The 20,027-nt window shown below is 71.1% G+C and carries 15 protein-coding genes and 1 pseudogene; 8 read left to right on the forward strand and 8 right to left on the reverse strand.

The annotated features are described in order from the left end of the window. Window positions 1-192: 192 nt before the first annotated feature. A complete protein-coding gene (locus FS770_RS04015) occupies window positions 193-384 on the forward strand; it encodes a hypothetical protein (RefSeq protein WP_145010039.1) in 192 nt (63 codons plus the stop codon). Window positions 385-764: 380 nt separating this feature from the next. Here the strand turns inward: FS770_RS04015 and FS770_RS04020 are convergent, their stop codons facing one another. Continuing rightward, window positions 765-1,439, reverse strand: a complete 675-nt coding sequence (locus FS770_RS04020) for an aminoacyl-tRNA hydrolase (protein WP_145010042.1) — start codon at window positions 1,437-1,439, stop codon at window positions 765-767. Window positions 1,440-1,887: 448 nt separating this feature from the next. On the opposite strand from FS770_RS04020, the gene FS770_RS04030 reads away from it, so the two are divergent. Next, complete coding sequence (locus FS770_RS04030) at window positions 1,888-3,744, forward strand: bifunctional 3'-5' exonuclease/DNA polymerase (RefSeq protein WP_145010045.1); 1,857 nt, start codon at window positions 1,888-1,890, stop codon at window positions 3,742-3,744. A 47-nt stretch (window positions 3,745-3,791) separates the two neighbouring features. Here the strand turns inward: FS770_RS04030 and FS770_RS04035 are convergent, their stop codons facing one another. Continuing rightward, complete coding sequence (locus FS770_RS04035; RefSeq protein ID WP_144940873.1) at window positions 3,792-4,574, reverse strand: NUDIX hydrolase; 783 nt, start codon at window positions 4,572-4,574, stop codon at window positions 3,792-3,794. 11 nt (window positions 4,575-4,585) lie between these two features. Then, window positions 4,586-5,449, reverse strand: coding sequence for an endonuclease III (gene nth, locus FS770_RS04040; RefSeq protein ID WP_186366679.1), 864 nt, complete (start codon window positions 5,447-5,449; stop codon window positions 4,586-4,588). A gap of 195 nt (window positions 5,450-5,644) precedes the next feature. On the opposite strand from nth, the gene acs reads away from it, so the two are divergent. Then, window positions 5,645-7,594: an acetate--CoA ligase gene (gene acs / locus FS770_RS04045; RefSeq protein ID WP_145010048.1), complete on the forward strand. Its 1,950-nt coding sequence runs from the start codon at window positions 5,645-5,647 to the stop codon at window positions 7,592-7,594. A gap of 183 nt (window positions 7,595-7,777) precedes the next feature. After that, complete coding sequence (gene aroQ / locus FS770_RS04050) at window positions 7,778-8,224, forward strand: type II 3-dehydroquinate dehydratase (protein WP_055082321.1); 447 nt, start codon at window positions 7,778-7,780, stop codon at window positions 8,222-8,224. Window positions 8,225-8,369: 145 nt separating this feature from the next. Here the strand turns inward: aroQ and FS770_RS04055 are convergent, their stop codons facing one another. Beyond that, window positions 8,370-9,554 (reverse strand): MarP family serine protease, encoded by a 1,185-nt coding sequence (locus tag FS770_RS04055; protein ID WP_145010051.1) that lies wholly within the window; start codon window positions 9,552-9,554, stop codon window positions 8,370-8,372. Between the two features lie 249 nt (window positions 9,555-9,803). Here FS770_RS04055 and FS770_RS04060 point away from each other — a divergent pair, with 249 nt between their 5' ends. After that, window positions 9,804-10,481, forward strand: a complete 678-nt coding sequence (locus FS770_RS04060; protein ID WP_144940882.1) for a Crp/Fnr family transcriptional regulator — start codon at window positions 9,804-9,806, stop codon at window positions 10,479-10,481. 104 nt (window positions 10,482-10,585) lie between these two features. On the opposite strand, the gene FS770_RS04065 is transcribed toward FS770_RS04060, so the two are convergent. The 3 genes from FS770_RS04065 to FS770_RS04075 are packed head-to-tail and all read right to left on the reverse strand — an operon-like array spanning window position 10,586 to window position 12,199. Then, window positions 10,586-11,500, reverse strand: coding sequence for an NUDIX hydrolase (locus FS770_RS04065; protein ID WP_144940885.1), 915 nt, complete (start codon window positions 11,498-11,500; stop codon window positions 10,586-10,588). 2 nt (window positions 11,501-11,502) lie between these two features. Next, the gene (locus FS770_RS04070) at window positions 11,503-11,982 is read right to left on the reverse strand and encodes a RidA family protein (RefSeq protein ID WP_145010054.1); all 480 of its coding nucleotides are present in this window, start codon (window positions 11,980-11,982) and stop codon (window positions 11,503-11,505) included. A 22-nt stretch (window positions 11,983-12,004) separates the two neighbouring features. After that, entirely contained in the window at window positions 12,005-12,199 is a 195-nt protein-coding gene (locus FS770_RS04075) for a DUF4177 domain-containing protein (RefSeq protein ID WP_055082311.1), read from the reverse strand. Between the two features lie 118 nt (window positions 12,200-12,317). On the opposite strand from FS770_RS04075, the gene FS770_RS04080 reads away from it, so the two are divergent. The 3 genes and pseudogenes from FS770_RS04080 to FS770_RS04095 all read left to right on the forward strand — a co-directional run bounded on the left by FS770_RS04080 (window position 12,318) and on the right by FS770_RS04095 (window position 18,526). After that, window positions 12,318-14,459, forward strand: coding sequence for a transglycosylase domain-containing protein (locus tag FS770_RS04080; protein ID WP_145010058.1), 2,142 nt, complete (start codon window positions 12,318-12,320; stop codon window positions 14,457-14,459). Continuing rightward, the gene (locus FS770_RS04085) at window positions 14,459-15,388 is read left to right on the forward strand and encodes a metallophosphoesterase (RefSeq protein ID WP_094395090.1); all 930 of its coding nucleotides are present in this window, start codon (window positions 14,459-14,461) and stop codon (window positions 15,386-15,388) included. The genes FS770_RS04080 and FS770_RS04085 overlap by 1 nt, the downstream gene beginning before the upstream one ends. A gap of 49 nt (window positions 15,389-15,437) precedes the next feature. Beyond that, a pseudogene (locus FS770_RS04095) lies at window positions 15,438-18,526 on the forward strand (FAD-binding and (Fe-S)-binding domain-containing protein). On the opposite strand, the gene FS770_RS04100 reads toward FS770_RS04095, so the two are convergent. Further along, on the reverse strand, window positions 18,516-19,931 hold the full coding sequence (locus FS770_RS04100; RefSeq protein ID WP_244944730.1) for an MFS transporter: 1,416 nt from the start codon (window positions 19,929-19,931) through the stop codon (window positions 18,516-18,518). The pseudogene FS770_RS04095 and the gene FS770_RS04100 sit on opposite strands and share 11 nt — an antisense overlap. Between the last annotated feature and the right edge of the window lie 96 nt (window positions 19,932-20,027).

Raw genomic sequence — 20,027 nt, forward strand, 5'->3', positions numbered from 1 at the left:
CCATCGCCGCGACGGTGCGACGGCCTGTGGAGGATGCCCGCCGCGGGTGTCGGGCTGCGGTGGTGTGGCCGGTGAACTGGCCAGGACGAGCCCCGTTCAGAAGACCGGAACAGGAGTGCGCCCGGCGCGGCTCAGCCCAACTCCGGCCGATCGGCCATTGTGGCCACAGCCATGATTCCCACCCATGGATTGATGGACATCAAACCTGTGAACAGGTCATCGGTTGTGAAAGCACTGGGATGGTGGTTGCTCCAGGTCGCCCTGGTGGTGGTCGTGGTCACCACCGCCACCGCAGCCGCAGCCGCAGCCGTCGTTGCACAGCGGGCGAAGAACCGGCAGGAGAAGGGGATGGGGACGACGGTCGACGGCGCCAAGCGTCGGTGAAGCACCGTCGTCAAGCGTCCCGCAGTTGATGTCCCCCGGGTGATCGACGACGTGTGTCTCCACGACCCCGAGCTGGGACTTCGGACGAACACCGCGGAGGGAGGAAGCATCACCACCGGCATCTCTTCCTCCTCCTGGGGTGAGCGCATCCGCTTCTCCGTGGAACCGGTGCCGACCACCGAGTCCGAGGCGACTGCCGCCTGCCGCCCTGCGTTTCCCCTGGACATCACCAGCTGGGGTCGCCGCGAGAAGAACCTCTACGCGTTCCCCCGTGCGGTGCATGAAACCCCCGCCCCAGGCCGTCTCTGCTCGCGAAGACGCGTAGCAGCGCGAGGTGACCGAGCGTCGTCGTCCCCCGCCACGGCCACGGGGAAGGACCGTCACCACCACGCCCGGGTCGTGTCCGTGGGCCCGTCCAGTTCGGTCAGTCCGGCGTCCGTGACGGTGACCGGTCGCCGCGCGGCATCCCACTGCACCCGCGACGGGAACACCACGCGCACCCGGTAGCCGTCGGCCGCCCACCGCTCGCGCACGTCCCCGGGCAGAACCTCCCAGGCGAGTTGCGCGGCGTGCCCGCACTGCGCGGCCAGCTTCCCGGTCGAGATGCCGAGCCCGGGCGCCACCTCCACAGTCACCACGGCGCCCGACGACGCCGAATCGCCGTCCTCCGGGAAGTTCGTCCCCGAGACCTGGAGCTTGTGGAGGGCCTTCGGCAGCGGCTGCACCGGCGCCGGCACGAACGCCCGCACGATCGCGTCCCCGTGGTCCCCCGCCCCCTCCTGCCGCACGGTCACGCCGGGCAGCTGCTGGACGTCGTCCCACCGTTTGCCATCCGCGCGCCGCACGAGTTTGCGGATCTGCACGTCCCGCCACGTCCGCACGGCCTCGTGCCACGGCCCGCCGGGAACGCTGCGTTCGTCCGCCAGCAGGGTCACGACGGCGCGCGCGGCCGCCTCCGCCACGTCCACCTCCCGCGCCGGGTTCGCGCGGTCCCGGTGCACCACCAGCTGCATGGCCCAGGGGACGTCCTGCTCGTCGTTCGGCTCGCTCGTCATGCACCGAGTCTCCCACCGCCGTCCGACCCCTGCCGACGACGCCGCGGTGCTCCGGCCCGCGTGGCGGACCGGGCACGCCACTTCGCCCCGGCAGGTCAGGAGGAGGCCGCAGAGGTGGTGGGGTGGCGGCACGACGTCGTGGAGGACACTGGGGTCACACTCGACGATCTCCGCGAGGACTTCCCCGAGGAGATCGTGACCGGGGCGGACGCCATGACCCGGCGGCAGGGGGGAGAGACGTCTACTACCGGCGTGTGGCCGCTCATCCCCTGGCGCGTGCCGTGGAACAGGCGGATCGGGACGACAGCACCGACCCCGCCCGAACCGCCCTGCTGGACGAGGAGACCCGCGCGCGGCTGGCGCGCAAGCACACCCGCTCCCGGGGACGTGCTCGCGGCGGGGTGACGCCTCCGGCACGGCGTCGGACACCCACCGCATAATGAGGCCCATGCACATTGTGGTGGCCGCCGCCGAGCCCGGGACCTGGGTCCTGCGGGTGGTCTCCGCGGACGGCGAGCGCGCGGGGGACGACCTCACGGTCACGGACGCCGAGTTTCCCCGTCTCGTCGCCCAGCGTGAGGAGGCCGCTCACCGGGCCGGTGTGGCGCCACCGGTGTGGACGTGGCTGGACACCTCCGTCCCCGTTGCCCTGTTGAACACGGCGGGCGTGTGGGTGAGCCGCTGCCGGGACCTCGGGCTGTGCTCGACCATCCTGACGACCGCGTCCACGGCTCCCGGCTCGGGTGCCCCGCCTGCGACCGCACCGGCGGGCAACCCGACGTCTGGAACACCCCCTCAGACCCAGAATCCGCGGGCTGGAGGGACATATCAAGGCACCGGGACCGCGGTCGGCTCCGAGGCGAACGTGCCGCACCCGCTCGACTACCGGCCCGTCGTCGACCCCCCGGCCGCCCGCCACGCCCCGGGCCCGCGGGCACCGGTGGCCGCGAATCAGGGCTCGCTGTTCGCCGTTGCCTCCGAGACCGGCCCGGGCATCGACGAACTGACCGCGGAGCTTGCGGCACAGACGAAGGCCTGCGCGAGTGCGCGCAATCCCGCGAGGCTGGGGCGCCTGCTCGGCCTGGAGTCCCAGGGCGCGCTGGTCGCCGAGGAGATGCGCCACCGCGGCATCCCGTGGAACACGGAGGTCCACCGCGCGATCCTCGAGGACCTGCTGGGTCCGGAGCCCAGGGGTGAGGAACGCCCCGCCCGCATGCAGGAACTCGCAGAGCGGGTGCGCGAGGTGCTCGCCGCGCCCACCCTGAACCCCGACTCCCCCGTGGAGCTGCTCAAGGCCCTGCGCAACGCCGGGGTGGACGTGGACACCACCCGCGCGTGGAAGCTCCAGGACTGGACGCTCGTCAACGGCCAGCCGCAGGAGCAGCGTGTGGCCGTGGTGGCGCCCGTGCTGGAGTACAAGAAGCTCTCGCGCGTCTTCTCCGCCACGGGCTGGCACTGGCTGGTGACCTGGGTGCAGGACGGCCGGTTCCACCCCGAGTACGTGGTGGGCGGCGTCGTCACCGGGAGGTGGGCCGCCCGCGGTGGTGGTGCGCTGCAGATCCCCAAGTACATTCGCGACGCCGTGCGGGCCGAGCCGGGACGCGCGCTCGTCGTCGCGGACGCCGCCCAGTTGGAACCGCGCGTGCTCGCGATCCTCGCGCGCGACGACGCCCTGGCCGAGGCCTCGCGCGGCCGCGACCTCTACGCGTCCATCGCCGAGCAGGGCCAGGCACGCCGCACGGAACTGACGGAGCGCGCGGACGCGAAGGTCGCGCTGCTCGGTGCGATGTACGGGGCGACGTCGGGCGCGGCGGGGCGCTTCATGCCCCAGCTGACGAGGTTGTTCCCGCGAGCGGTGGGCTACGTGGAGCACGCCGCCCGGGTGGGCGAACGCGGTCAGCAGGTCTGCACGTACCTGGGCCGCTGGTCCCCCGCGCCGGGGCCGGAGTGGTTCGAGGTCCAGCGCGCGACCGACACCGAGGCTGGCGAGCACCGTGCCACCCGTGAGGCCCGCAGCCACGGCAGGTTCTCCCGCAACTTCGTGGTGCAGGGCTCGGCGGCCGAGTGGGCGCTCGCGTGGCTCGGTCTCATCCGCCAGGGCCTGCACCGGTCGGGTCTGGATGCGCGGCTGGTCTTCTTCCTGCACGACGAGGTCATGGTCGACTGCGCCGAGGAGCACGCGGAACAGGTACGGGAACTGGTGGTCGACGCCGCGGAGCAGGCGGTGCGCACGGTGTTCGGAACGGTCCCCGTGGAGGTCCCGGTGGCGACGAACGTGGTCAGGTCCTACGCGGAGGCGAAGTAGCCGCGGAGCCACGGCCGAGCGGCCCCTGCGTCGTCGGCCGAGTCCCTCTACTCCCCCGGACCCGCACCCGGCGCCGGCCGCTTCACCGAGCGGTCCCACTCCACGGACCACCCGAGCCGGTCCAGGATCCGGTCCAGGACGACCCCCGTGAAGCCCCACACGGTCACGGTCTCGGCCACCCCAGCAACGTGCACGTCGAACGCCGGGGACTTGTAGGTGTACGCGCCGCGGGTGACGGTCGCGTAGTACCGGTGGGCGGGGTTGATGAGGTCCAGCACGGGCACTCGGAACACGAGCGAGGACTCCGCGTGGTCCACCACGTCCACGGGGGACTCCTTGCACCACCACCCGATCACCGGCGTGACCAGGTGGTTGCTCACCGGCAGCGGCACAGGGTGCAGCGCACCGAGCACGTCCACGCCCTCGGGATCGAGGCCCGTCTCCTCGTGGGCCTCGCGCAGCGCGGCGCGCACGTGAGGGGCGCTGACCCGCCCTGCGGGGGCGTCCAGGAACGTGCCGATCTGCCCGTCCGGCGGGTCGAGCCGGCCTCCGGGGAAGGCCACCTGCCCGGGGTGCGCGCGCAGGGTGGCGGCACGCTGCACGAACAGCACGTCCAGGTCCCGGCCGGGGCCCTCGGAGTGCTCCGCGTACTCCGCGGGCACGCTGTCCAGTGCGCCGAAGAGCACGAGCACCGCGGAGTGCCGGTAGTTCTCGTCCAGCTCACCGATCCGCCAGGGTTCGCGGTCGTGCATGATCACGGAGTCGCCGTGCCGCGCGAGCTCCACCAGCTGCTCGCGGGGCCCGCCCTGGATCGGGGAAGAAGTGGTCATCGTCCGTCCTCTCACGCGCTGAGCGTGTGTCCCTCGGCGCGCAGCTGCCGCCGGGTGCGTCCCGCCATGAACCCGGCCAGCAGGTCCTCGCGGCCAGGTTTCAGTTCGTAGCCGAGCAGCTTCCGCGCCGCGCCGGGATCCGTGGGTCCGGCGCCGTAGGAGGGGCACAGGTCCGCCACGGGGCACACCCCGCACGCGGGTTTGCGGGAGTGGCAGATCCGCCGCCCGTGGTAGATCAGCTCGTGGGACAGTTCGGTCCACAGTGCGGACGGGAACAGAGCGGCCACGTCCTTCTCGACCTTGACGGGGTCTTCGTTCTCCGTCCACCCGAGGCGGCGTGCAAGCCGCCCGAAGTGGGTGTCCACCGTGATCCCCGGGACCCCGAACGCGTTGCCGAGCACCACGTTCGCGGTCTTGCGCCCCACGCCGGGCAGGCTCACGAGGTCCTCGACCGTGCCGGGGACGGCGGCGTCGTACTCGTCCACGATGCGCGTGGCCAGCGCCTGGATCGAGCGCGCCTTCGAGCGGTAGAAGCCGAGCGAGCGCACCATCTCCTGCACGTCCTCGGCCGGCGCCTCGGCCAGTTCCCGCGGGCCGGGATATGCGGCGAACAGCCCGGGCGTCACGGCGTTGACGCGGATGTCGGTGGTCTGCGCGGACAGGACGGTGGCCACGAGCAGCTGCCAGGCGTCGTCGAAGTCGAGCTCAGCGACGGCGTAGGGGTAGGTCTGCGCGAGCACGCGCTGGATCCGCCGCGCACGCCGCGTCCTGGACAGGTCTGTCTCGGTCCCGGCACGACGACGCCGCGCGGCCGCCTGCTCCGCCTGCCGCGGCGTCACGAAGCGCACGTGGGCTGCTGCGGCGGGGGTGTCCATGCCCTCGATCATGCTGGGCCCGGGGTGGCCGGTCAAACCGGGAGGCCGGGCCCGGGCGGGTGCGCCCGGGCCCGCACGACACCTGCCCGCACACGATGGAGCGGGGTGCAGCTCCTCGTCTAAGGTGGAGCACAGAATGTGAACTGCACCACGTACCGCCGCGTGCGGTGCGGGTCGGCCCAGTGAAGGAGCACCATGACCCCGGAACCCGCAGCATCCCAGCCGAAGACCTTCGCGCCCAGCAAGGAGTTCGCGGCGCAGGCCAATGCCACCGCGGAGCTCTACGAGGAGGCCGAGGCGAAGGGCCAGGAGTTTTGGGCCGACCAGGCCCGCGACCTGCTCACCTGGTCCACCCCCTTCACGGAGGTCCTGGACTGGTCCAACCCGCCGTTCGCCAAGTGGTTCCAGGACGGCACCCTCAACGCCGCGTACAACGCGGTGGACCGCCACGTGGAGGCCGGCAACGGGGACCGCGTGGCCCTGTACTTCGAGGGCGAGCCCGGTGACAGCGCCGTCTACACCTACGCGCAGCTCAAGGACGAGGTCTCCAAGGCCGCCAACGCGTTCGAGTCCCTCGGCGTCTCCAAGGGCGACCGCGTGGCCGTGTACCTGCCCATGATCGCGGAGGCCGTGATCACCATGCTCGCGTGCGCGCGCATCGGCGCGATCCACTCGGTGGTCTTCGGCGGCTTCTCCGCGGACGCCCTGCGCTCGCGCATCGAGGACGGCGAGGCGAAGCTCGTGGTCACCGCGGACGGCTCCTACCGCCGCGGCAAGCCCACCACACTCAAGCCCGCGGTGGACGCCGCACTGGAGAAGGGCGGGGAAACCGTCAACCACGTGGTGGTCGTCAAGCGCAACGGCGAGGACGTCGCGTTCCAGGACGGCCGGGACGTGTGGTGGCACGACGTCGTGGGAGAGGCCTCCACGGAGCACACCCCCTCGGAGCAGAACGCCGAGGACCCGCTGTTCATCCTCTACACCTCCGGCACCACCGGGAAGCCCAAGGGCATCCTGCACACCACCGGCGGCTACCTCACCCAGGCGGCGTTCACCCACAAGTACGTCTTCGACCTCAAGCCGGAGACGGACGTCTACTGGTGCACCGCGGACGTCGGCTGGGTCACCGGCCACACGTACATCACCTACGCGCCGCTCGTGAACGGTGCCACCCAGGTGATCTACGAGGGCACCCCGGACTCCCCGCACCGCGGCCGCTTCTGGGAGATCGTGCAGAAGTACGGCGTGAGCATCCTCTACACCTCCCCCACGGCCATCCGCACCATGATGAAGTGGGGCGAGGAGATCCCCGCCGAGTGGGACCTCAGCTCGCTGCGCCTGCTGGGCACCGTGGGCGAGGCCATCAACCCGGAGGCGTGGACCTGGTTCCGCCGGGTGATCGGCCAGGACCGGTGCCCCATCGTGGACACGTGGTGGCAGACCGAGACGGGCGCCATGATGATCTCCCCACTGCCCGGCGTGACCGCGACCAAGCCGGGCTCCGCGCAGGTTCCGCTGCCGGGGATCGCGGTGGACGTCGTCGACGACGCCGGCACATCCCTGCCCAACGAGACGGACGGCTTCCTGGTGGTCCGCGAGCCGTGGCCGTCCATGCTGCGGACCATCTGGGGCGACGACGAGCGCTTCGTGAACACCTACTGGGGCCAGTTCGGGGACAAGTACTTCGCCGGCGACGGCGCCAAGCGGGACGCGGACGGGGACATCTGGATCCTGGGGCGCGTGGACGACGTCATGAACGTCTCCGGCCACCGTCTCTCCACCCCGGAGATCGAGTCCGCGCTGGTCTCCCACCCGTCCGTCGCGGAGGCGGCCGTGGTGGGCGCCAAGGACGAGACCACGGGCCAGGCGGTCTTCGCGTTCGTGATCCTCTCGGACCAGGCCACCGCCGAGGACCGGGACAAGACCGAGCTGGCGGAGGAGATCCGCGGGCACGTGGGCACCGAGATTTCCCCGATCGCCAAGCCCAAGAAGGTTCTGATCGTCCCCGAGCTGCCCAAGACGCGCTCCGGAAAGATCATGCGTCGCCTGCTCAAGGACGTCGCCGAGGACCGCCCCGTGGGGGATGTCTCCACACTCGCGGACCAGACGGTCATGCAGCAGATCGTGGACTCCCTGGGCGAGTAGCCAGCGCCCCGTCCGGGTCCGCCACCGGCGCGGCCACGGTACGGCACCACCCACGACGCCGCCGCGGCGCCTCTCGCACGGGAGGCACCGCGGCGGCGTCGTGGCGTCCCACCCGCGCCCGGCGGAACGCGCGTCGGGCCCGCGCCGAGCTGATGTCGTGCGCGCGTCGTGTTCAATGGGGCCATGAACGAGCTACCGGTCTACGTCCTCAACGGCCCCAACCTCAACACCCTGGGCACCCGCAGGCCCGAGGTCTACGGTCACGCGACCCTCACGGACGTGGAGGCGAACGTGCGGGCCCGCGCCCAGACCTACGGGCTGGACGTGGTCTTCGAGCAGTCCAACTACGAGGGCCAGATCGTGGAGTGGATCCAGCAGGCGCGCACGCAGGCCTGCGGGATTGTCATCAACCCGGCGGCCCTCACGCACTACTCGGTGGCAATCCACGACGCGCTGGAGATGTGCGAGGTGCCGGTGGTGGAGGTCCACATCTCCAACGTGCACCGGCGCGAGGCCTTCCGCCACACGTCCTTCGTGTCCCCGCAGGCCACCGCGGTGATCGCGGGCGCGGGGATCCTGGGCTACGAGTTCGGCGTGGACGTGGTCGCCCAGCATCTCGGGCTGCGCTGAGCCCTCAGGGGCAGGGGCGCTTCCCCGGGCCAGAGCGCTGCCCGCATGACGACTCTTCCGGACCACGACGGCGCGCGGACGACGACGGCGCCCGGGTCCTGCCGCCGCGCCGGCCACCTCGCGCGGCCCCGTGGGCGCACACGGCTCAGGAGGCCACGCACTGACCCGTGGAGACGGCCTGCGTGGACTGCTCGGCGGCGTCCAGGATCTCGGTGACACGGGCCACCGGGATGGCGTAGCCCACCTGGTCCGTAACAGCCTTGGCGAACACCACACCCACGACGTGGCCCGAGTCGTTGAGCAGCGGCCCACCGGAGTTGCCCTGCTCCACGTTGCCCGCGAACTGGATGATGCTGCGGGTCTGGGTCTCGCCGGTGGTCACGTTCTGCACCGGGGCCACCGCCTCGCCCTGCACGGTGGCGGGACGCAGCGTGTACGGACCGCCCAGCGGGTAGCCCGCGAAGGAGACCGTCTCGCCCTGCACCACGGAGTCCTCCAGGGGCAGCGGTGTCGCCGGGAGATCGGGGACGCGCAGCACCGCGAGGTCGGAGGCGGCGTCGTACTGCACCGTCTGCGCGCGGTAGACCTGCCCGTCCCTTGTCTGGACCACGGGCTGGTCCACTCCGGCCACCACGTGGGCGTTGGTGACCACGGTGCCGTCCTGCGCCACGAAGCCCGAGCCCGTCTGGTTCTGGGCGCACTGCGCCGCGGTGCCGTAGACCTGCACCACGGACTGGCCGGCGTCCGCCACCACCTGCGAGTCGGGGGTGTCCTTCGGGTCCGGGACGGCCTGCGTGGGGAACAGCAGCTCGTCCAGCTGACGGATGCCCTGGGAGCCGCTCACCGCGTTGCGGGTCTGGGTCATGGCGTTGCGCACCGGTTCCGGGGTGAGGCGTTCGATGCCGCGCAGCACCTGGGAGGACGCCACCTGCTGGGACAGTGCGGGCAGGCCCATCTGTCCCACCAGGGAACCCAGCAGCGTCATGATGATCCCGGCGACCGCCACGTTGAGCACCGCCCCGCCCAGCCGGTCGAGCACCCCCAGCCCCGTCTTCTCAGTGATCCGGGCCAGGGCGCCGCCCAGCGTGGAGCCGAGGTACTGGCCGAGGCCCAGGAGCACGAGCACCGTGAGCAGCACGGCGGGAATCCGCCACTCGCCGCTCACGTAGGCGGCCACCACGGGACCCGCCCAGAACGCCACCACGGCGCCGAGCACCAGCCCGGCCAGGGAGGCGGAGGAGCGGAAGAACCCCCGGCGGAAACCCGCCACCAGGTACGCGATCAGCACCAGGACGAGCAGCACGTCCAGAAGGTTCAGGGACAGACTCATGGAGGTCCTCACGGTGTGGGGGCACGCGGGGATCGGCCACGTGTGGAGCCGAGCATACGGCGGGGGCCTGGGCAAAGCGTGCACCGCCGGTGGGAGAAGCGGGCGGCGCTGCCACCGCAGAGCTCCCCGGGTGTTCACACTGGGCACAACGCAGGAGTGGCCACGAGCGGTGTGAAACTCGTTACGATGGACCGTAAGCACGCATGCACCCCTGCGGGGTGCCCCCCGACTTTGGTGAGGAGATACACCTTGGATACAGACGTCCTGCGCCGCGCTCCCCTGTTCGCTTCTTTGGACGACGAGGCGTTCGCCGCTCTGACCGAGGAGATCACGGAGGTGGATCTCTCCCGCGGTGCCACCCTGTTCTACGAGGGCGACCCGGGAGACCAGCTCTACTTCATCGTCTCCGGCAAGATGAAGCTCGGCCGCACGGCCAGCGACGGCCGCGAGAACCTGGTGGCCGTCATGGGCCCGGGCGAGATCTTCGGCGAGATGGCCCTGTTCGACCCCAGCCCCCGCTCCACCTCCGCCACCGCGGTCTCCGAGACGCGACTGGCCGGGCTCAAGCACGAGAACCTGCGCAAGGTCATCCAGCGCTCCCCCGAGGTCTCAGCCCAGCTGCTGCAGGCACTGGCCCGCCGGCTGCGCCGCACCAACGAGAACCTCGCGGACCTCGTGTTCTCGGACGTTCCCGGGCGCGTGGCCAAGGCTCTGCTGGACCTTGCGGACCGCTTCGGGCGCCCCGCCACGGACGGCATCCTGGTGGCCCACGAGCTCACCCAGGAGGAGCTCGCTCAGCTGGTCGGTGCCTCGCGCGAGACCGTGAACAAGGCTCTCGCCGAGTTCGTGCAGCGCGGTTGGATCCGACTGGAGGCGCGAGCGGTGGTCATCCTGAACCTGCAGCGCCTCCAGCAGCGCTCGCGCTGACGCGTTCCCCCTGATTCGACGACGACGCCCGCGGCACCCGCCGCGGGCGTCGTCGCGTGTGCGGACGGGCCCGGTCGACGCCGCCCCGCCCACCGCGGCGGGAGTCAGGCGTCGAGCACCAGGACGGGTTCGTCGTCGCGCAGGTCCAGGCGAGGCACCTTGACCCGCAGGTCCCGGCGAGCGGCGAGGAACGCCATGGCTGAACTCGCCTCCGCCACGGCCTCCACGGCGCACTGCACACCCGGGGTGGTCAGCTCGTTGAAGTCGAAGTGCCAGGGGTCCTGGGTCTGGGCACAGTCCTCGCTCTCCTCCCGGAAGAGCTCGGGCAGGGGTGTGGCCCAGGGGTCGTCGAGCAGCGTGCGGGCGTCCACCCAGCCGAGCCAGGCACGTCCGCGCTGTGTGGCCAGCGGGGACTCACGCTGGCCCACGGGAACCGCCGCGGCGAAGAAGTGCAGGTCCACCCGCTGGTGCACGAAGTCCGAGGTCATCCAGTGGGACAGTGGGCGCAGGCACTCGCTGTGGAACGCCATGCTGCGCTTGGCGAGCAGGTCCGCGAAGGAGATGTCCCCGGAGGCCAGCTGCTCGCGGGAGCGCATCCAGTCCACCCCCTCCACGTTCTCGGCCACCCCGTGGGCTGGTGCGCCCGCGAAGAGGATGCCGGTCTCCACGAACGTCTTGCGCGCGGCGGTGACCACGCTGCGCCGGGCGCGGCCGATGTCCTCGGAGAGGAGCTTGTGGGCCCACTCGGAAGAGCTCGGACCGCGCCAGTCGAGGGGCTCGTCGTCACTCGTCTCGGTGATCCCCCCGGGAAAGGAGAGCGTACCCATGGACTGACGGCCGGGTCGGTGGAGCATGAGGGTCTCCACCCCGTTGTCCCCGTCCCGGACGAAGACTGTGGCGGCACCCCGGCGCGGTGCCGTGCCGTGCATCCCGAGGCCGCGTTCCATCCAGGCGCGGGCTGCCTTGCTGTAGGAGCGGGGGATCGCGAAGATCCGCTCCCCCGCCGGCGCGCCGCTCATGCTCAGCCGAACTCGACGATCAGTTCGACCTCCACCGGGGAGTTCAGCGGCAGCACGCTCACGCCCACCGCGGAGCGCGCATGCACGCCGACATCTCCGAAGACCCGGCCGAGCAGCTGGGACGCGCCGTCCACCACCGCAGGCTGCGCGAAGAAGTCCGGGGCGGAGGCCACGAAACCCGTGACCTTCACGATGCGCCGGATGCGCTCCAGCTCGCCGATCTGCGACTTCACCGCCGCGAGCGCGTTAAGTGCGCAGCGTTCGGCGAGCTCCGCCGCCCGCTGCGGGTCCACGGTGCCCTCGGCGCCGCTGTCGCTCACCACACCGGTCTGGGGCAACGATCCCGAGACCAGGGGCAGCTGGCCCGCGGTGTACACGTGGTTGCCGGTGGTCACCGCTGGTGCGTAGGCGGCCAGGGGTGCCGCGACGTCGGGCAGCTGCAGCCCCAGCTCCGCGAGCCGGTCCTCGTACCTGTCACTCATGTCCGGGTCCTCCCTCGCCGTGTCAGTTCTTGGGGCGCTTGAAGTAGGCGATGGGGTTGGTCTGCACCGGCGCGTTCATGTTCGCGGCGGGGGTGTCCGCGGCCTGGGTGCCGGGCAGCACGGTCACGAGCTCCCAGCCGTCGTCACCCCAGTTGTCGAGGATCTGCTTGGTGGCGTGGATCATCAGCGGAACGGTTGCGTATTCCCAAGTGGTCATGGCCACCACCCTACTGTCCAGGCGGGCGCGGCGCGCGTCCCCGGTCCCGGGGAGATCACAGTGTGACCGCAGCTTCGGATACACGGATCCACCCGCCCCCGGCTTGTACACTGGCGCAATGGCATCACGCAACAACTCGGGCTCCGAGCCCACGTCGGTACTGGGCAACGTGGTGGCGTTCATCGCCGTTGCTGTGGTCACCGGAGTGGTCGCAGCCGGGCTCCTGGTCCCCCCCGCCGCGGCAGCCGGGCTGGCCGCCAACGCGTCCATCGGATGGTTCAAGTCCCTGCCCGCGGACATGGAGACGGGCCCGCTCTCCCGCGCCTCCACTGTTGTTGCGAAGGACGGTTCCGAGATCGCCAAGTTCTTCGCCCAGAACCGGGACCCCGTGCCCCTGGACGAGATCTCCCCCAACATGCAGAAGGCGCTGCTGTCCATCGAAGACCGAGAGTTCTACGAGCACGGTGCGGTGGACCCGTGGGGCATTGTGCGCGCCATTGGCAACAACCTGCTGCGCCCGAGCAACCGTCAGGGCGCCTCCACGATCACGCAGCAGTACGTGAACAACCTCATCATCGACCAGCAGGTGCGCAACGGCGAGCAGGCCAGCACCATCGGCGCCGACAAGGGCGTGGTCGACAAGATCAAGGAGATGAAGCTCGCGCTGTCCATGGAGCAGGAGAAGTCCAAGGACGAGATCCTCGAGGGCTACCTCAACATTGTGCTCTTCGGCGGTTCCAACTACGGTGTCGAAGCGGCGTCGCAGTACTTCTGGGGCATCCACGCCTCACAGCTGAGCGTGGCCCAGGCGGCCACCCTCGCGGGCATGGTGCAGTCCCCGAACACGTACAACCCCCAGGTGAACCCCGAGCTGTCCACGCAGCGTCGAAACCTGGTGCTGGACACCATGGTCCAGACCGGGTCCATCACCCGGGCGGAGGCGGACAAGGCGGCCAACGAGCCGATGAACCTCGACATCCACACCACGAGCTCCGGGTGCTCTGCGGCGAAGACCGCACCGTACTTCTGCGACTACGTGGAGAACGAGGTCATGCAGTCGGACACCTACGGCACCACGCCGGAGGAGCGGCTGGCCACCCTGCAGCGCGGTGGTCTGACGATCACCACCACCCTGGATCCCACAGCCCAGAAGGCGGCGGACACCCAGGTCAACCAGACGCAGCCCAAGGACAACAACCCGGACAGCGTCTCCACGTCCCTGATCTCCCTGGAGCCCGGCAGCGGGCACATCGCCTCCATGGCGCAGAACACGAACTACTCCGCAGCTGAGGGCGACAGCAACACCACGTACAACTTCAACGTGGACACGTCGATGGGCGGCGCCGGCGGGTTCCAGGTGGGTTCCACGTTCAAACCGTTCACCCTGGCCCAGTGGATCAACTCGGGCAAGGGTGTAAAGGCCAGCATCGACGCCCGCAGGGTGAGCTACCCGGCGGACTACAAGTGGAAGGCGTCCTGCCTGCCCAACGGGTACAAGATCGAACCGGGCACCGACGGCAACGGCCTGACCTTCCAGAACGCCACCGAGGGCTACCAGAAGATCATGGACGTGGACTACGGCATCTACAACTCCATCAACTCGGCGCTGTACGCGATGGCCGCAGACCTCGACCTGTGCGAGATCGGCGACCTGACCAAGGCGCTGGGCATCCACGACGGCAAGACCGGCGACCCCGTGGACACCACGGTGCTCTCCTCCCTGCTGGGTGGCTCGGCGGACATCTCCCCCATGACCATGGCCCGCGCGTTCTCGGCCTTCGCGAATGACGGCGTGATGTGCGAACCCCGCGCCGTGACCAAGGTGGTGGACGCGCAGGGCAAGTCGTACGACGTCGGCAACGACTCCTGCAAGCAGGTCATCAAAAAGGAGGTCGCCCAGGGCGTGAACTACGTGCTGGAACAGGTGCTCGTGAGAGGGTCCGGCTACCAACGCTCCATCGGCCTGCCCGGCGCGTCCGCGGCCAAGACTGGTACCACGGACAACTCCACCCAGACGTGGATGGTGGGCTACACCGAGGGCCTGTCCACGGCATCTTGGGTGGGCAACTACCAGTACGGCTCGCGCTCCCTGAACGGCCTGAACATCGGCGGCCGCTCCGGTGGCTCCGGTACCGAGTGGGTGGACGGTGCCACGTACGCCGGTGGCCAGTGGCAGAACTACATGAAGGAGATTGCGCCGCGCTACAGCACCGACGCGTTCTCCTCGCCGCCCGCCAGCGTGCTGTCCACGAGCAAGTAGTGGCCTCCGCCAGCACCGGGCCCGCCCCGGCCGCGCGCCAGATCACCGCGGCCGGGGCGGGCCTGTTCGCGGCAGGGACCGGGACGCTCGCGTGGGCTGTGCTCGGGGAGCGTCGGCGGTTCCAGCTGCGCCAGGAGACGGTGCGGGTCCTGCCCACCGGTGCCCGGCCCCTGCGCATCCTGCACATCTCGGATCTGCACACGGTGCCGGGCCAGGCGGCGAAGCTGCGATTCATGCACTCGCTCGCTGCCCTGCGACCGGACCTGGTGATCGACACGGGGGACAACCTGTCCCACCTGCAGGCGCTACCGTTCCTGCTGGAGATCCTCGACCCGCTCTTCGCGTTCCCCGGGGTCTACGTGCCGGGGTCCAACTGCTACTTCGCGCCGCAGCCCAAGAACCCCACGCGGTACCTGTGGCGCACCTCCGCGGCGGACCGCGCCGGGCAGGACGAGGCACCGCAGCTGCTGCCCACCGCCCAGATGCACCGAGCCTTCGACGGGCACGGATGGACCGGTCTGATCAACCGCGCGCTGCGCTTGGAGGTGGCCGGGACCGTGATCGACTTCTCCGGCGTGGACGATCCCCACCTGCACTACGACCGCCACCCGGGCTTCCCGCAGGGCCACGACACTCCCGCGGACGTGCGCATCGGGGTGGCCCACGCTCCGTACCTGCGAACCCTGGACCGCTTCGCGGCGGACGGGGCAGACATCGTCTTCGCGGGCCACACCCACGGCGGGCAGGTGTGCCTGCCCGGCGGCCGCGCCCTGGTGAGCAACTGCGACCTCGACCCCGCGATCTGCAAGGGACTGATCGAGCACCGCGGGGTGACCGTGAACATCTCCCAGGGACTGGGCGAGTCCCGCTTCGCACCGGTCCGCCTGTTCTGCCCGCCCCAGGCCGTGCTGGTCACGCTCACGGACTGACCGCCCGACCGCTTCCGTCCACCGACCGTCTCACCCAGCGAGGTTCACCATGGCACCGTTCACCCTCCCCTTCCCCCGCTCCCGCTCCCGCGACGGGCGCCGTACGGGCACCGGGGACGACGCAGCCCGGGGCACCCCCGCCGGGAACGGCGACGTCGCCGGGTCCTGGGCGTCCGCCGGGGGCCGGTCCGGGGTCGCGTCCGGGACCGGCGCGCCCAGCACGGCAACCGCGGCGGCGTCGCCCCTGGAGCGCGCGGTGCAGCGGATCGAGCGGCAGTGCGGGAGCGGGGTCGTGGTCGCGGGGGAGCTCGAACGGCGGGCGGTGGCGCACGACGCCTCGCACTACCTGATGCAGCCCCACGCCGTGCTGCGCCCGCGGGACGAGACCGAGGTGGGGAGCATCTTCGCCGCGGCCGCCGAGACCGGCGCGGGCTGACCCTGCGCTCGGGCGGCACGTCCCTGTCCGGGCAGGCGGTGACGGACCAGCTGCTCGTGGACGTGCGGCGCCACTTCAAGGCGGTGGAGGTCCTCGACGACGGCGCCCGCGTGCGGGTACAGCCCGGCGTCACCGTACGCCAGGTCAACGCGCGGCTCGCCCCGCACGGTCGGCTGCTGGGCCCGGACCCGGCCAGCGAGACCGCGTGCACGCTTGGCGGCGTGGTGGCGAACAACTCCTCCGGGATGGCATGCGGCACGGAGTTCAACACGTACCGCACCCTGGAGTCGATGGTGCTCGTGCTCCCCTCGGGCACCGTGCTGGACACCGCCGCCCCCGATGCCGCCGAACAGCTGCGGGCACGCGAGCCCGAGCTCTTCGAGGGCCTGCTCCGGCTGCGCGATCGGGTCACGGGCAACCCGGAGTCGGTGCGGACCGTCGAGCGGCTCTTCGCCATGAAGAACACCATGGGCTACGGGCTGAACTCGTTCCTGGACCACCGGGACCCGGTGCGGATCCTGGAGCACCTGATGATCGGCTCGGAGGGCACACTGGGGTTCGTGGCGAGCGCGACCCTGCGCACCATCCCGGTCCACCCGCACGTGGCCACCGGCCTGCTCGTGTTCCCCACCGTGGTGGCCGCCACCAGCGCGGTCCCGGACCTCGTGGGCTCGCACTGCGCCACGCTCGAGCTGCTCGACGCCACCTCCCTGGCGGTCTCCCAGCGCACGGGCCTCGCCCCGCCCGCGATCATGGACATCCCCGTGGACCAGCAGGCCGCGCTGCTCGTGGAGTACCAGCACGACACGCAGGAGGGCGTGCGGGAGCTGGCCGCGGCGGCATCGTCGACGTTCGACGCCCTGGACCTGACCGGGCCCGTGTCCCTGACCACCGACCCCCGCGAGCGCAAGAGCCTGTGGACCGTGCGCAAGGGGCTCTACACGACCGTGGCGGGCAACCGGCCAACGGGCACGAACGCGCTGCTGGAAGACGTGGTGGTACCCGTGGACCAGCTCGGCAGCACGTGCGAGGAGCTCACCGGGCTCTTCGACGCGCACGACTACCGGGACTCCGTGATCTTCGGCCACGCCAAGGACGGCAACGTCCACTTCATGCTCAACGAGCAGTTCGACGACCCCGCGCAGCTGCGGCGCTACGAGCGCTTCACCGAGGAGATGGTGGACCTCGTGCTCGAGCGCGGGGGCTCGCTGAAGGCCGAGCACGGCACGGGGCGCATCATGGCGCCGTTCGTGCGGCGGCAGTACGGGGACGAGCTCTACGAGGTCATGTGCGAGCTGAAGGCGCTGATCGACCCGCAGAACCGCTTCAACCCCGGGGTGATCCTCACCGAGGACCCGCGCGCGTACCTGCGGGACCTGAAGACCGCGCCGCCTGTGGAGTCCGAGGTGGACCGGTGCGTGGAGTGCGGGTACTGCGAGCCGGTGTGCCCCTCCCAGGACCTCACGCTGACGCCGCGGCAGCGCATCGTGGGCCGCCGCGAGATTGCGCAGGCCGAGGCGCGTGGGGAGAGCGGTCTCGCGGACCGGCTGCGGCGGGACTACGACTACGCGGGGCTGCAGACGTGCGCCGTGGACGGCATGTGCGTCACGGCGTGTCCCGTGAACATCAACACCGGTGACCTGGTGCGTCGGCTGCGCGCGGAGAACCACTCGAAGGTCGCGGACCTCGCCTGGGGTGCCGCCGCGAGGTCCTGGGCGACCACGTCCGCGGGGGCCTCCTTCGCACTCACGCTCGCCTCCCGGATGCCCCCGGTGCTGCCCGTCTCCGCGACCCGTGCGGCCCGCGCAGCGCTCGGGGCGGACACCGTGCCGCGCTACAGCCCCACGCTCCCGTCCGGCGGGTCCGCGCGGTCCCGGTTGACGACGTCGCCCGGGCAGCTCCCTGCCGAGCGCGACGGTGGGCACGACGCCGGGTGGGCGGCACCTGCCGAGTCCACCGTTCCGGACGCCGGGTCGGCAACGGTCCGCGCCGTGTTCTTCCCCGCGTGCATCAACGCGATGTTCGGCACGGTCGGCAGCGAGGGACCGAGCACGTCCGAGGCGTTCCTGCGGGTGTGCGAGCGCGCGGGGGTCGCGGTGCGCATCCCGGAGGGCATCGACTCCGCGTGCTGCGGAACCCCGTGGAAGTCCAAGGGTCTGCCCACCGGCTACGCCACCATGAGCGAGCGGACGCTCGGGTTGGTGTGGGACGCCTCCGACGGGGGCCGCCTACCAGTGGTCTGCGACGCGTCCTCGTGCACCGAGGGCCTGGAGACCATGCGGGAGCTGGCCAAGGACCACCCCCGCTACGGCGCACTCACGTTCGTGGACGCGGTGACGTTCGCCGCCGAGCACGTGCTGCCCCTGCTGCCCGAGCACTCCCGGCTGGAGACCCTGGCTGTGCACCCCACGTGCTCGTCCGTGCACCTCGGGATCGCAGATGACCTGCTGCGCGTGGCCCACGCCTGCGCGCAGGACGTAACCGTTCCGGTCGCGTGGGGCTGCTGCGGCTACGCCGGAGACCGCGGCATGCTGCACCCCGAGCTGACGGCCGCGGCCACGGCCCCGGAGGCGGCGGAGGTGCGATCCGGTGACTTTGATGCGTATGCATCATTGAACCGGACGTGCGAGCAGGCCCTCACAGATGCCACCGGCCGCCCCTACGAGCACGTGCTGCAGGTCCTGGAGCGGGTCACGCGCTGAGGGTGTCCGCCCCGTGTGCGGGGCGGTCCCACGGGGTGCACGCGGGCAGCGGATCTCCGGGCAGGGGTTCCTGGTCGGGCAGTCCAGGGCCCCGACGTCCGGGACGGCGCTCCAGTGCCAGGGCCCGGGAGGCGACGCCTCGGGGCCCGGGCCCTGTGAGGCGGCGCTGCGCCGTCGTCCCCGGATCCGGCACCACGCGGGAGGCCGCCCGCGCCACCGGGACCGCGGAGGCCGCGCACACCACCACGCCCGCGAGCAGGCACCACACGAACCCCGTGGTCTTCCCCACCCCGGCTACGCGCGCCACCGCAGGGGCCAGGAACGAGAGCACGAACGGCACCGCGAAGCCCACGTACGTGAGGGTGTAGAACACGCCGATCAGGGCACCGAGCTCGTGCGGGCGGGCCAGCAGCTCCACCTCGCGCAGGCCCGCGACCATCATGAACCCGTAGCTGACGCCGAGCAGCACGGCCGTGGGGATCGCGAGCCAGCTCAGGTGCCACGTGACCGTGAGCGCACCCAGGCGCAGGCCCGCGCTCGCCGCCCCCAGCCCGGTGACCGAGAGCGGGAGCCAGCCGTCCTCCCCCAGCCTGGCGGCCAGCTGCTGCACCAGAACTCCCGTGAGCATCACCACCGAGGCCACGAGACCCAGGTAGGCGATGGGAAAGCGCACGCTCGACAGCGTATAGAGGGGGATGCTCGCGAAAGCCACGGTGGCCGTGCCGAAGACCCACGGCGCCCAAGCTGCTACCACCCAGAAGAAGCGGCCCGTGAGGGCGATCGGCGGCACGAGCGGCTGCCGCGGACGGGGTCCCTGGATCGCCGGCTGGGTCTCCGGGACGCACCAGACCATGGCGGCGCCCACGAGCACCAGGACAAGGTGCACCATGAACGGGGTGGCCTGCGGGGCGGGGAGGAACTGCGCCAGCAGACCGGCAGCGAGCGGACCCGCGCCGAAGCCGGCAGAGAGCACCACGGTCGCACGGCGGGGTCCCGCACCGGGCTGGTCCGTGCTCAGCTGCTTGACCCACGCCGATCCCGAGGACATGGCCATACCCACCCCGAAGCCCATGATCCAGCGGCCCAGGTAGAGCAGCCACTCGGAGGTCTGGGAGGCCGCGGCCAGGATCAGCGACGCCGCGAAGACCACCGCGAGTGCCGGGCGCATCACGGCCCGCCGCCCCCGGTGGTCCGACACAGGTCCGAAGACCAGCAGCGCGGGCACCAGACCCGCGGCGTAGATCCCGAGCATCCCCGTCACGAACGACTCCGAGAGGCCGTCCTGCTCCCGGTAGACTTCCAGCATGGGCGCGAAGAGGTTCGCGCCGAACGCCACGGTGAACATGGCCGCGCCCACCCGACGCCACGTGCGCGGCATGACCGCCTCTTCCTCCGAGTGCTCCATGGCTGTGAGCGTACCGGGACGACCCACCCGGGATTTCGCATTCCCCGAATCCTGACGCTATGCTGGAGCAGTTGTTCGCGGAGTTCCTCCGTGGGA

This window comes from Kocuria salsicia (assembly GCF_007681555.1).
Taxonomy (GTDB): Bacteria; Actinomycetota; Actinomycetes; order Actinomycetales; family Micrococcaceae; genus Kocuria; species Kocuria salsicia.

Bases quoted from the DNA above. Each gene is read 5' to 3' on its own strand.
- FS770_RS04015 (WP_145010039.1), top strand. From the start codon at position 193: ATGGACATCAAACCTGTGAACAGGTCATCGGTTGTGAAAGCACTGGGA.
- FS770_RS04020 (WP_145010042.1), bottom strand. From the start codon at position 1,439: ATGACGAGCGAGCCGAACGACGAGCAGGACGTCCCCTGGGCCATGCAG.
- FS770_RS04030 (WP_145010045.1), top strand. From the start codon at position 1,888: ATGCACATTGTGGTGGCCGCCGCCGAGCCCGGGACCTGGGTCCTGCGG.
- FS770_RS04035 (WP_144940873.1), bottom strand. From the start codon at position 4,574: ATGACCACTTCTTCCCCGATCCAGGGCGGGCCCCGCGAGCAGCTGGTG.
- nth (WP_186366679.1), bottom strand. From the start codon at position 5,449: ATGGACACCCCCGCCGCAGCAGCCCACGTGCGCTTCGTGACGCCGCGG.
- acs (WP_145010048.1), top strand. From the start codon at position 5,645: ATGACCCCGGAACCCGCAGCATCCCAGCCGAAGACCTTCGCGCCCAGC.
- aroQ (WP_055082321.1), top strand. From the start codon at position 7,778: ATGAACGAGCTACCGGTCTACGTCCTCAACGGCCCCAACCTCAACACC.
- FS770_RS04055 (WP_145010051.1), bottom strand. From the start codon at position 9,554: ATGAGTCTGTCCCTGAACCTTCTGGACGTGCTGCTCGTCCTGGTGCTG.
- FS770_RS04065 (WP_144940885.1), bottom strand. From the start codon at position 11,500: ATGAGCGGCGCGCCGGCGGGGGAGCGGATCTTCGCGATCCCCCGCTCC.
- FS770_RS04070 (WP_145010054.1), bottom strand. From the start codon at position 11,982: ATGAGTGACAGGTACGAGGACCGGCTCGCGGAGCTGGGGCTGCAGCTG.
- FS770_RS04075 (WP_055082311.1), bottom strand. From the start codon at position 12,199: ATGACCACTTGGGAATACGCAACCGTTCCGCTGATGATCCACGCCACC.
- FS770_RS04080 (WP_145010058.1), top strand. From the start codon at position 12,318: ATGGCATCACGCAACAACTCGGGCTCCGAGCCCACGTCGGTACTGGGC.
- FS770_RS04100 (WP_244944730.1), bottom strand. From the start codon at position 19,931: ATGGAGCACTCGGAGGAAGAGGCGGTCATGCCGCGCACGTGGCGTCGG.